The organism is Cystobacter fuscus DSM 2262, assembly GCF_000335475.2.
Lineage (GTDB): Bacteria > Myxococcota > Myxococcia > Myxococcales > Myxococcaceae > Cystobacter > Cystobacter fuscus.
In genome coordinates this window covers 45047-56888 of the sequence record NZ_ANAH02000074.1, presented here as the reverse complement: position 1 = coordinate 56888, position 11842 = coordinate 45047, and the positions used below count along the sequence as shown (strand labels likewise).

Genomic DNA, 11842 nt, shown 5'->3' with positions numbered 1-11842 from the left:
TCTCATCCCCGGCGCGGGCGCTGCTGCTCGCGCAGGGCGACGAACTCGGCGACGAAGTCGAGGAACTTGTGGATGGCGCGCTCGTGGTCTCCGGCGCAGTCGCTCAGGTACTTCTGGTCCCATCCCTCCGGCGGGAACTCTCCCTTCACGTCGCGCAGCCAATCGCGAAACAGCATGTACTCCTCATCCTGGAGGCCATTCGTGGATTGGCAGGCGCGATAGCCCGCGATGAAGGATGCGAGCCGGAGGATGGGGTGTGCCTGAAGGCAACCTCGTCATCAGCTCTCCTGTGAATCTGGTGACGGCGGACCACTCACCGAGGGGATTCCGGGTTGATTCCCCTCCATATCCTTCTGCTCCGACTTCGCGGGGTACATCGCGCGGAGATTCACCCGGTGGTTGTACACGACGAGGTAGTAGTCGCCTGCGATGGTGATGAAGACCTGACGTGGTGGCTCGGGTTGATGGTCAAGCCACGCCTGGGCTTCCTCGTTCGTCTTGAAGGTCGCGACCGGAGCGGGAAGCCCCTCTCGAATCGTGTCCGCGAGATAGAACTCCAAAACGGGGTGCGAGATCAGCCTGCGGTGATTCAGCTCCGGGACATACATGACGACGTGATACTCGCCCGCGATCAACACATAGGCATGATGCGGTGGCCTGGGGGTGGCCTTCAGCCAGGCATCAGCCGCCTCGCGCGTGTCGAAGGTCGCGACCACGAGAGGAGGCGCCTGGGCCTCAAGACTCTCGCGATAGGCTTGGAGGTCGTAGGTCTGGCCGGTCGCCAACACGAACCTGAGCGCATCCATGGCGAGGAGGAGCCGTTCCTTCTCTTCTGGAGAAGATGCCTCTTCCCAGCGCTGCCCAAGGGATTCGAGTGCTTCAAAGGGGGCTGTGGGCATGGGGCGCGGTGTTCCTCTTCCTGGACGGGGTTCTCCAGGGCAGCCCAGCACACCCCGTCCCTCGGTCAACATTCCGACCGAGCTCGGGACTTCGCCAGTCCTTTGGACGACGGCTTCCTCGTCCTCTCCGTGCACCTCACCCTCGGACAGCGCGTTGCGCCACTGTCCGAGGTGCGTGGTCTGCTTTTCGGATCAGACGAAGCTACGGCAACTTCAGTGCGCGCTCGCCGCCTCGGCGTGGCGCAGGGTGAAGAAGGCCACCTCGGGATAGGTGCCGCGGCGCAGGTACGGACCGCCAAAGCCAAAACCCAGACCCATGTTCACGTACAATTGATTGCCACGCACGTGGTAGTGGCCCTGGATGTACGGCTGGCCCGCGCGCCGGAAGATGGCCTCCGTGAGCCCTCGCACCACGAACTGCCCGCCGTGCGTGTGCCCGGAGAACTGCACCAGATTGCCATTCTCGGGCAGCTTCTCGACGGTGGGCGGCGTGTGCGTGAGCACCAGCCGCGTGCCCGACTCGGGCGCCCCCCGGAACGTCGCCTCCACGTCGTCCCGGTGCGTGCGCCCATCGTCGATGCCCAGCACCGTCAGCGGCGCGCCGCGCACCTGCACCACCCGGTGCTCGTTCTGCAACACCGTGTAGCCCAGGCGCTCGAAGCCCGTGCGCAGGTAGTGCGCGTCCACCCAATGGTCATGATTGCCCAGCACCGCGAACACCGGCCGGTTGAAGCCCGCCAGCAACTCGATGACGCGCGGCAGCGGCTTGGGGCTGTGCGTCACGTAGTCGCCCGTGAGGAAGATGACGTCCGGCTCGCGCGCGTTCACCTCGGCCACCGCGCGCCGGATGCGCACCGCCGACGTCGCCTGCCCCACGTGGATGTCCGACAGGTGCGCGATCCGCAGCCCGTCATGCTCCCGGTGCATCCCCGGCACGTGCAGCACGTTCTCCGACAGCGTGAAGTGGTCCCTCCAGCGCAGCCGCGCCTCGGGCCGCAGCGGATCCGGCCCCGGCGCTTTGAGCTCGTTGCGCCGCATGGTGTTGCGCTGCAGGGACAGCGCGGCGGAGCCAGAAGCGGTCGGGGCGGTCTCAAGGGCGGAGCGGCGGCGGGCGAGTCTCAGGGCCATGCATTTCCTTCCGTCACGGAACGGCTGGCAGTGTAGAGGACACCGGCCACCCTCGACGACAGGGGGGCTTGTGTCCGCTCGCCCGGTCTCCAGCCGGTGACAGCGAGCCCCAGCAAAAGGCGGGAGGGTGGAAAGAAATTCCCACCCTCGCCGAACGCACACCTCCCCTGGCCCGAGGGGAGGGGCATCGAGCAGCCGGCTCTCAGTTCCCGCGCAGCACCGTGAGGCCCGCGTTGGTGAGCACGTAGAGCATCGCCGGCTTCACCGTGGGATCATAGACGAGCTGCGTCACGCTCACCCCGTCCACTCCCTCCACGTGGGTGAGCTGCTTCTGGGCATCCAGCTTCCACAGCCCGAAGCCCCGCGTGCCGATGAAGAGCGAGCCGTCATCCGTGGCGGCGAGCGAGCTGAGCGCGTCCGTGGGCAGCCCCGTCACCTTGGTGCCATGGGCCTCCGAGCGGCGGGCGATGGTGAACTTCCACAGGCCGAAGTCCTTGCTGGCCGCGTAGTAGCTCCCGTCCGTCGTCTGCTGCAGCGAGCGCCAGAAGTCCTTGTCCTCCAGCGAGTTGAGTTCGGGCAGATAGGAATTGAGCTTCTCGGGGTTGAGGGTGTCGTTCGTCCGGTCCCAGTCCGCCAGCGCCACCGAGGGCGTCACCACGCCGAGGTTCCAGTCATTGCCGATGAGCACGTCCCCGTTCTGCGCGATGCCCAGGCCATAGGTATAGCCCGCCATCTGCGTCTGGCCGCCATCGGGCTTGGGCTTGAACCACACCGGGTGCCGGTGGCTGTTGTACTCGAGCCCCCGGATGCGGGTGACGCCGTGGTTGGTGCCGATGTAGAGGTCTCCCCGGTGCTGGCCGCGCATCACCTTCACGCAGGTGAAGACGGAGCGGTCCTCGTCGAAGTGGTGATCATTCGTGTTGCGGATGCCGATGTCGCGCGGCCCGTTGCTGCGCGCCGAGCGGCTCAGGTGCTCCTCGAGCACCACCTGGCCCTCCGCCCCGAGCTTCACCACGTCCAGGTCCCCCTTCAGGTACTCCTCGTACTTCACGGGGTCGAAGCGCGTGGGATCCGGGTTGTTGTAGTTGGGGAAGTCGCTGCCATCCGGGCTGTAGATGAAGGCGGTGTCCAGCTCGTAGGTGAGGTAGCCCACGTAGGCCCGGCCCGCGCTGCCACCGCAGATGACGCTCGAGCCCAGGGCCCGCTGGTCATACCCAAACCCTCCGGCCGCCTGGCCCACGCCGCTCGTCCACCGGGGCGCGCTGTCGCCGGGCCGCAGCACGCCGATGCGCTCCCCATCGAGCAGCCAGATGTTGTAGGCGTCATCCACCGCCACGCCCTGGATGCTGGCGCCGAGCCCGTAGCGGCTGGAGTAGTTGACGAGCGCCTCGTCCGGCCACGGGCCCACGGTGGGCTCCGCCACGGGAGGCGGTGGCTCGGTGGGGGGCGGCTGCACCGGGGTGTTCGGCTCCTCCGTGGGAGGAGGTGGCTCGACGGGCCCGGGGTTCGTCACGGGCTCGCTCGTTGGAGGAGGCTCCTCGGCGACGATGGGCGTTCCATTGCCCTCCGGTGGAGTCACCGGTTCCTCCGGCATCCCGCATCCCGTCGCCACGAACGCTCCCAACGCCCACGCCCCCACCCATCCGCGCATGTTCCGTCCTCTTCTTCCGTGGGCCCGGTACGGGCCCTGTCCGGAGTACAGCAAGCGCCATGCCCAGCAGGACAGTTGCCCGTGGAGGGAACGCCCGTGGCAGGGGGCTCCCCAGGGAGGGAAAGGATTTTCACTCCCCAGGTCCTCGCACCGCCGCACGAGGGGTGGAAAAAGGGCCGGGCCCGCTCCCCGAGAGGGAAACGGGCCCGGCGCACGTCCCTAGGGGAACGTGAGAGGTGTTACGGCTGGGGAAGCGGCTGGGTCGCCGGGGTGCTCGGCTGGGAAGTGCTTGGGCTCACCGGGGCCTTGCTCTTCACACCCTTGGGGCTGGTGGCGTTGAGCTCCACGGCGACGATCTCCTCCCCCTCGAGCTGGAAGCGGGCGCGCACCTGCGCTCCCTCGGGGATGACGCTCGAGTCGACCTTCTTCCCGTCGAGCATCACGATGGTCTCCTGGCGCACGTCCAGGTTGGCGTCCGGCAGGCCCTGACGCACGAGCGTCACGCCGCCGCCGCCGGTGTTCTTCAAGGTGCCGCTGGTGCTGAAGGCCTTGTCCTTCTTGAAGGTGCCCTGGCTGGCGGTGGCCATCCCCGCCTTCTGGGCGAGCTTGTCCGCCGTCTTCTCGGTGTCCTGCTTGACGTCCCGAGCCACCTCGCTCGCGTCCTTCTTGACGTCCCGGGCCGCCTCGCTCGTGTCCTTCTTGACGTCCCGGGCCGCCTCGCTCACGTCCTCCTTGGCGGCCTGGCCGCTCCCGCCGACCGCCTGCCCCACGTCCTTGGCGGTGTTGCCGATGGCCGGTCCCACGTCGGTGGCATCCACGCCAGTGGAGATGCGGCGGCCCTCGTTGCGCTTCTGCTCCTGTTGAGCCTGGGTGTCGTCCGCCTGTTGGGCCATGGCGGCGGTGCTCAGCGTGATGACCAGGGCGGTGAGAAGCTTCTTCATGGTGACCCCTCCAGGGTTGGTTCAGTGGCCTCAATGGCCTGCCGCGAAACGTTGGGGACGGCACTCCGGGGTGCCAACCCGACCCATGCGACCTCAGGAGGGGATTCGCCGCCCGGGAGGAGGGCGGGCGGCCGAACGAGCCGTGTCTAGCCCTCGTGGGCCACGGTGCAGACGCCTCCGCCATTCAGGTGCGCCTGGTCCACGATGCTCTGGGTGACGAACTCCTGGAGCGTTTTCACGGTGTAGGCGCCCGGCTCGTAGACCACGGGCTTGCCCTGGGCGTCTTTCAGCTCGCGGCCCTCCGAGTCCCGCAGGTCGAGCAGCCGCTGCGAGGCGAGTCCCTCGGGGGTGATGACCTTGTCGGCGTTGGCGGTGGCGGCCAGGGCGTCGAAGCGCAGCAGCACCCCGCGGTGGGTGCCCAGCCGATCATAGAACATGTGCTCGGCGTGGATGGTGACCTCCGTCTGGGCCACGGAGTTCTCCGGCACCACGATGCCCAGCGTGCCGTCCACCCCGTTGACACAGTCCACCATGCGCGCGTTGACGGGAAAGCCCATGCGGAAGGTGTAGACGCCCACGTTCGCCTTGGTCGCGATCCCCTCCACCCAGTAGCTGTAGCCCTTCGAGCGCATGCGCTCCAGGTCCTCCGGGGACACGTTGCCGTCCGGCAGTGTCGTGTCCGCGCCGGGAGGGGCCACGCGGAAGCCCACGCTCCAGCGTCCCGCGGCGAGCCCCTCGAGGTGCGCGAGCGGCATGTCGCCCTTCTGCACGTCCACCAGCACCTGGCCGGCCGCGGTGCGCTTCTCCCCGGTGGCGGACGTCAGCGTGAAGTCCCCCACCGACACCAGGTACTTCGTGAACTGCACGGACCAGCCATCCTGGAAGAGGTGGTCATTGTAGCCGCGCTGGGTTCCGTCCCCGCCGCTCAGCGTCACGCGCACCTCGCCCTCGGCCGCGGGCTCGCAGCCCACGCCCCCGAGTGCCAGCACCCCGAACAGCGCGCCCCGCTTCATCCACGATCGTGTGCTCATGCAACCGGGGAGTAGTTGCAACTGTGTTGCAAGTCAAGCGGACGGTGGTATACCCGGCAGTCGACCCATGTGGACCTCCTGTCTGGTGTTCTGCCTCCTGGGGGCCGTGGCCGCGCAGCCCGTGACCCCTCCCGTCGCGGTGGAGATCGCGCCTCCCGTGTTGCCCGCCGGGGAGCCCGCGCCGGTGGCGCCCGTCGTGGTGCTCCTGCGTCTGACCATCGACGAGGAGGGCGAGGTGTCGCGCGTGGACGTGCGCGAGTCCGCCGGGCCCGCGTTCGATCGCTCCGCCATGGCCGCCGCCCTGCGCTGGCGCTTCCAGCCCGCGAGGCAGGGGGAGGTGGCGGTGGAGGTGCAGGCCGATGTGCCCGTCACCTTCGAGCCCCCGCTCGCGCCGCCCCCGGAGCCTCCCTCGGAGCCGCCCGCCGTGAGCGAACCCGAGCAGGCGCCGCCCCCGTCCGAGCCTCCACCCGCCGAGCCGCCTCCCGCCGAGCCCCCCGAGCCGGAGAAGCCCGCGTTCGCCACCACGGTGCGGGGCAAGGCCGCCGCGCCGCCCCCGGCCGCGGTGGGAGACTTTCAAATCTCCGTGGGCCAGCTCGCCGACGTGCCGCGCCACTCCGCCTCGGATCTGATGTTGCTGGCTCCGGGCGTCATGCTCGCCAACCACGGGGGCGAGGGCCACGCGGAGACCATCTTCATCCGGGGCTTCGACGCGGGCGAGGGCAAGGACGTGGAGCTGCGCCTGGAGGGCGTGCCGCTCAACGAGGTGTCGCACGCGCACGGGCATGGCTACGCGGACACCTACTTCATCATCCCCGAGCTGGTGGACTCGCTGCGCGTCACCGAGGGGCCCTATGACCCGTCGCAGGGCGACTTCGGGGTGGCGGGCACGGTGGAGTACCAGCTCGGCCTGAAGCGGCGCGGCCTCACCGCCTCGGCGAGCACGGGCAGCTACGCCTCGCGGCGGCTGTCGTTGGTGTACGGCCCTCCGGGGTCGAGCGAGGCCAACTTCGTGGGGCTGCTCGTGCGCCAGGGGCCCGGCTTCGGTCCCAACCGGGCCTATGCCAACGCGGGGGTGATGGCCCAGATGGAGCTGCGCCTGGGCGACGAGACGCGGCTGCGGCTGTTGGGGTCGAGCTACGCGGCGCGCTTCTCCTCGGCGGGCGTGGTGCGGGAGACGGACGTGGTGGACGGGCGCATGCCGTGCGAGGCCGACGCGGACTCGCAGTTCTTCTGCCTCTATGATCCGAACCAGGGTGGGGCGGCGCAGCGGCACCTCGTATCCGCGGAGCTGCGCTCGCGGCTGAGCGGGGGCGGGCGCTTCGTACAGCAGGGCTTCGCGGTGATGCGGCAGATGCGCATCCGGGAGAACTTCACCGGCTTCCTCAACGACGTGCCGCCCATTGGCGAGTCCCAGCGGGGCGATGCCACCGAGCAGACCTACCGCGGCCTCACCGTGGGCCTGCGCGGCCGCTACACGCCGGGCGTGCGCCTGGGCGATCAGCCCCTGCCCCTGGAACTGGGCTACATCGCGCGCTTCGACGACGTCCTCACGCGCTCGCGGCGGCTGCGCGCGCAAGGGGGAGCCCCCTACGGCACCCTCTTCGACAACCAGGTGCGCACCACGAACGTGGGGGCCTACGCCTCGCTGCGGCACGCGCCGCTGTCCTGGCTCACCCTGCGCGGCGGGGTGCGGCTGGACACCTTCCTCTTCGCCGTGGAGGACCAGAACCGGCCCGCCTCGGATCGGCAGGGCCCGCGCATCCCCGAGGAGTCCATCGAGGCGTATGGCTTCTTCGCGAGCCCCCGCGCCACCGCCGAGGTGCGGCTGTCCCCCCATCTCACCTGGCTCACCAGCGCGGGCCTGGGCGCGCGCTCCAGTGACGCGGCGGCCCTGTCCGACGCGGAGCTTGCCCCCTATGCGCGCGTGACGGCCGTGGAGACGGGCCTGGGTTGGCGGCTCGGCGGGGAGGGGCAGCCCTATGAGTTCGAGGCGCGCGGCGCCGTGTTCACCACCCGCGTGTCGCAAGACCTCGTCTTCGACGAGACGGCGGGCCGCAACCAGCCCGTGGGTCCCTCCCAGCGCCTGGGGGCCTTCGCCACCTCGCGCTTCACCCTGCTCGAGCGCCTGGACGTGCAGGGCAGTCTGGCCTGGGCCCACGCGACGCTGCCGGCCCCCGGCGCTCCGTCCTGGAAGGTCTGGGAGGGCACGGTGATGCCCTACATCCCCCAGCTCATCGGCCGGGTGGATGCGTCGTTGCGCGGCCAGCTCGACGTGGGCACCTTCCCGGTGAGCTGGATGCTCGCGCTGGGCCACAGCGCCATCGGCCCGAAGCCGCTGCCGCTCGATCGCTTCAGCGAGCCCATCTTCCTCTTCGATGTGGCCGCGAGCGCCCGGTGGAAGGCGCTGGAGCTGGGCGTGTCGGTGGAGAACCTGCTCGACGCGCGCTGGCGCGAGGCCGAGTTCAATTACGTCTCCAACTTCCGTGGCCCGGATGCCCCGGCCTCGCTGATGGCCACGCGCCACTTCTCCGCGGGCGCACCTCGCACCGTGCTCGCCACGCTCACCGTTCATCTGGACTTGCAGGAGGCCGTGCCATGACCCCGACACCACGCACCACCCGCCGTGCCTTCACCACCCTGCTCGGGGCCGCGCTGCTCGGCGCGGGGGCTGCGTGTGGGGGTTCGGGCACCGGCGGCCGGGGCATCGTCTTCCGCATGGGCCTGCGCACCGCGATTGCTCCGGGGGAGACGCGCCCGGGACACTTCACCACCGACACCGGCTGGCGCGTGGAGCTCACGGCCGCGCGCATGGTGCTCGGTCCCATCTACCTCTTCGAGAACGCCTCCCCCTTGCAGCCGGCGCCCACGGGACGGTGGTGGCGCCGCCTGGGCGAGGTGCTCGTGCCCAGCGCGTACGCGCACGAGTCCTTCTTCTCCGGCGGCCGGGTGCTCGGGGAGTGGGATCGCGAGGTGGTGTTCGACCTGTTGGCGGAGCCGGGGCAGGCGCGGGTGCTCGGGCGCTCGCCGGGGATCGCCGGCCGGGCGCGTTCCCTGTCGCTGTTGCTCCAGCCGCCCTCGAGGGCCCTGGGCGCGGAGGCAGCGGCGCTGGAGGGGCACTCGGTGTGGCTGGAGGGGACTGCCGAGCGCGAGGGGCAGCGCGTGCCCTTCCTCGTGACGGTGGACTTCCCCGCGCCGGTGGAGATGCAGCGGGTGGACTTCGTGCCCATCGAGGTGGAGCTGGAGGAGGAGGGGCTGTTCGTGCTGGAGCTTCAGCCCCGGCGCTGGTTCGAGGGGGCCCTCTTCGAGCGCCTGGAGGTGCCCGAGGAGGGGACGCGGGTGAAGGTGGCCGCGGAGAGCCAGGTGTACCGCGCGCTGTTCGTCAACCTGCGGCGGCACACCGCGTTCTCCGCGGCGTGGGAGTAGCCCGGCTCACTCAGTGGGCGTGGCGCTCGAGGATGAACTCGAACACCGCGCCCGGCGTGGGCCCGAAGCGCAGGAAATAGTCGCGGTTGCCCTGGGTCGCGGCGAACGAGGCCACGTGGGTGATGCCCGTGCACACGGGCCGGGCGGCCTCGACCTTCACGGCGACGTCCTTGAACTCCATGCCGTCGTAGGCGCCCACGGCGAGTTCCCGGTCGAGGTAGAGCACGATGTGCTCGTCCTGGTCCGGCTTCGAGACGAGCGAGGTATAGCCGTGCTGCTGCTCGCCGGGCAGCGTGACGCGGTAGCGCGAGTGGCCCGTGTCGGTGAGGGGGGCGAAGCCGAACGGGGGCGCCTCGCCCGTCGTGGCCTGGATCGCCTCCGCCTCGTTCGCGAGCGCGTGGGTGCAGGCGTGCTCCAGCTCTCCGTTCCGCTCCGAGGTCGTGAAGTCCAGCCGGCCGTCCCCGAGGAACGCCACGGAGTCGAGCCGGTTGCCCACCTCGGCGCCGCGCAGGGCGGACAGGTCCAGGGTGTAGCGGGACTTCTCCTCCAGGGTGGCGCCACCGGGGCCACCGTCCTCGGGCGCGGGCAGGGTGAGCAGCAGCTCGCGGCCCTCGTCACGCCACTGGCCGGTGATGACGCGCGGCGCGATGCTCGGGTCGGTGTGGTTCTCCAGCTTCACCTGGGCGTCGGTGGTGCGCATGGGGACGCTGAAGCGCAGCGACAGTTGCTTGCGCGGGTAGATGCCCGGGCGGCGCGCCTCGTGGTCGAAGTACAGCTCCAGGGGATACACGTCCTGGGCGCCCTCCGGAATGCTGGAGGCGGTGACGACCGGACGCGGGCGATCCGTCCCGGTGCGGAAGCGCAGCGTGTGCTCCACGGGTCGGCCCTCGGCATCCTGGAAGCCCTCGAGCGTGAGCGTGTGCTCCTCGTCATGGCCGATGCGCGTGATGGGCGCGGTGAGCGTGTTGCCGGACCAGGTGGGCGCGCCGAGCACCAGCCCGGAGGAGGGCCGCAGCGTTCCCCTGGACGTGTCCATGGGCCCGCTGAAGGTGAGGGACACCTGGGTGAGGGCCCCGGGGAGCCGCGCCTCGTCGCCACTGGCGGGCGAGGTGGCCGTCACCGAGGGCCTACCCGGCTCCGGGTTGGGGTTCACGGGAGCGGGGGGAGCATCGCCACAGGCGGACAGGGCCAGCAGGCAGGAGGACAGCACGGTGGACAGAAGGGGCGCGCGACGCATCGTTGGGAACTCCTCGGGAGGGTGAAGGACAGGACACGAACGCGACCAGGGCGGCCCCCCAGCAGAGGGAGGCCGCCCCGGCGCGCTTCACTCGGGGACGATCAGTTGCTCAGCGAGCCGTTGCAGTTCTCGTCCACGCTGTTGCCCGTGACCTCGGCGGCCCCGGGGTTGATGCTGGCGTTGCTGTCGTTGCAGTCGTACCGGGCTGTGACGTAGCCGGCCGGCGGCACGCAGGCGGAGAGGATGGAGACGTTGTTGTTGCCGTAGGCGTCACCGTCCGCGTCCTGGTAGTAGCGGGTGTTGTAGTCCTCGACGCGCTCGGGGATGACGCCCACGAGGTTGCCCGAGGCGGTGCCCAGCTCCAGCGTGTACGTGGTGCCGGCGGTGAGGTTGTAGACGGTGTAGTTCGTCAGACCGCAGCTCGTGCTCACCGTCTTGGCCAGGGCGGAGGCGAGCGTCGTGGCGCCGCTCTTGGCGGTGAAGGTGATGCTCTTGTTCAGGTAGAAGGCCCAGGAGCCCGTGGTGCCCGGGGTGAACTTCACCGTGCCCGTGGCGCCGGCGGGCAGCGTCACGTCGAACTGCTTGTGGGTGCCGGTGAGGGACGGCGTCGAGGCGGTGGAGCCGCTCGTGGCGGTCACGGCCACGTGGTCGGCGCTGGTGTTCGAGTGCAGGCAGGAGTGGCTGGCGATGGAGGGGCTGAGGGCGGTGCAGCCCGCCTCGAGTCCCTGCTCCTGAGAGGTGAGTTCCATCTCCTCGCCATCGGGAGCGGGACCGCAGGCGGAGAGGGCCATGCCCAGGAGCGCGCTCCAGGCGATGTGTCGCGTCGGCTTCATGGTGTCGTTCTCTTTCGTGGTGATGCGGCGGATGCCGCGGGGACTACAGGTGCTCGATGACGAGGGAGAGCTCGGAGAGTTCCGTGGGGCCGACGGTGACGGTGTACTGGACCTTGTCCGTCAGCTCGTAGCCGACCATCCGCACCAGCTCCCCCTGGCATGCGCCGTCGCGCAGCTCGGGGGGGATGGGCTCGGTGGCGGCCGGCTCCACGAGCTTCGTGCCCTCGTGGAAGGAGAAGGGCACGCCCTCGTGGCTCAGGTAGGCGATGAAGTCGCCGGTGGCGTAGGACTTGAACTGGAAGGTGCCCACGTACTGGCCTCCCTCCGGGCGCAGCTTCACGGTGTAGAACGTGTGGAAGGCGTCCACGCGGGGCTGGGCCGTGGTGCTCGCCATCACCGTGGCGTAGGGGCCATTCGTGACGTGCCAGCAGGCGTGCTCGCCCTTGTCGCCGAAGTCGAACCCCGTGCGTGGCACGTAGTTCGGATCCACCACGCAGGCGAGGCGCTCGGTGGCCGCGAGGTAGCCGCGATCACAGTGGCACCAGTCCCCCGTGGCCTCGCGATGGATGTGTCCATACGGGGCGCAGGGATCTCCCTGGGGTTGGGGTGTTGGGTCGTCCGGCTCGGGCGTGGTCGGGTCGCAGGCGGTGAGGGCCGCGCAGGCCGTCAGCAGCAGGAGGGAGTTCAGGCGCATGGGGG

At 70.0% G+C, this 11842-nt stretch carries 11 protein-coding genes; 2 read left to right on the top strand and 9 right to left on the bottom strand.

The annotated features are described in order from the left end of the window. Positions 1-2 precede the first annotated feature (2 nt). From D187_RS56210 to D187_RS48265, 6 genes are all read right to left on the bottom strand, one after another. Positions 3-176, bottom strand: a complete 174-nt coding sequence (locus D187_RS56210; protein ID WP_002623792.1) for a hypothetical protein — start codon at positions 174-176, stop codon at positions 3-5. 102 nt (positions 177-278) lie between these two features. Then, positions 279-899, bottom strand: coding sequence for a hypothetical protein (locus tag D187_RS48285; protein WP_002623791.1), 621 nt, complete (start codon positions 897-899; stop codon positions 279-281). 213 nt (positions 900-1112) lie between these two features. Beyond that, positions 1113-2027, bottom strand: a complete 915-nt coding sequence (locus D187_RS48280; RefSeq protein ID WP_002623790.1) for a metallophosphoesterase — start codon at positions 2025-2027, stop codon at positions 1113-1115. Between the two features lie 202 nt (positions 2028-2229). Then, positions 2230-3678, bottom strand: a complete 1449-nt coding sequence (locus D187_RS48275) for a hypothetical protein (RefSeq protein ID WP_076606362.1) — start codon at positions 3676-3678, stop codon at positions 2230-2232. Between the two features lie 239 nt (positions 3679-3917). Continuing rightward, positions 3918-4619, bottom strand: coding sequence for a hypothetical protein (locus tag D187_RS48270; protein WP_002623788.1), 702 nt, complete (start codon positions 4617-4619; stop codon positions 3918-3920). Positions 4620-4765: 146 nt separating this feature from the next. Continuing rightward, positions 4766-5650: a hypothetical protein gene (locus D187_RS48265; RefSeq protein ID WP_051256861.1), complete on the bottom strand. Its 885-nt coding sequence runs from the start codon at positions 5648-5650 to the stop codon at positions 4766-4768. Between the two features lie 67 nt (positions 5651-5717). On the opposite strand from D187_RS48265, the gene D187_RS48260 reads away from it, so the two are divergent. Continuing rightward, positions 5718-8249, top strand: a complete 2532-nt coding sequence (locus tag D187_RS48260) for a TonB family protein (RefSeq protein ID WP_043435732.1) — start codon at positions 5718-5720, stop codon at positions 8247-8249. Beyond that, on the top strand, positions 8246-9073 hold the full coding sequence (locus D187_RS48255; protein ID WP_002628740.1) for a hypothetical protein: 828 nt from the start codon (positions 8246-8248) through the stop codon (positions 9071-9073). The genes D187_RS48260 and D187_RS48255 overlap by 4 nt, the downstream gene beginning before the upstream one ends. Before the next feature lie 10 nt (positions 9074-9083). Here D187_RS48255 and D187_RS48250 read toward each other — a convergent pair whose 3' ends face one another. The 3 genes from D187_RS48250 to D187_RS48240 all read right to left on the bottom strand — a co-directional run bounded on the left by D187_RS48250 (position 9084) and on the right by D187_RS48240 (position 11837). Further along, positions 9084-10310 (bottom strand): Ig-like domain-containing domain, encoded by a 1227-nt coding sequence (locus tag D187_RS48250; RefSeq protein ID WP_002628741.1) that lies wholly within the window; start codon positions 10308-10310, stop codon positions 9084-9086. 101 nt (positions 10311-10411) lie between these two features. Continuing rightward, entirely contained in the window at positions 10412-11143 is a 732-nt protein-coding gene (locus D187_RS48245; protein ID WP_002628742.1) for a putative metal-binding motif-containing protein, read from the bottom strand. A gap of 43 nt (positions 11144-11186) precedes the next feature. After that, complete coding sequence (locus tag D187_RS48240) at positions 11187-11837, bottom strand: hypothetical protein (protein ID WP_002628743.1); 651 nt, start codon at positions 11835-11837, stop codon at positions 11187-11189. Between the last annotated feature and the right edge of the window lie 5 nt (positions 11838-11842).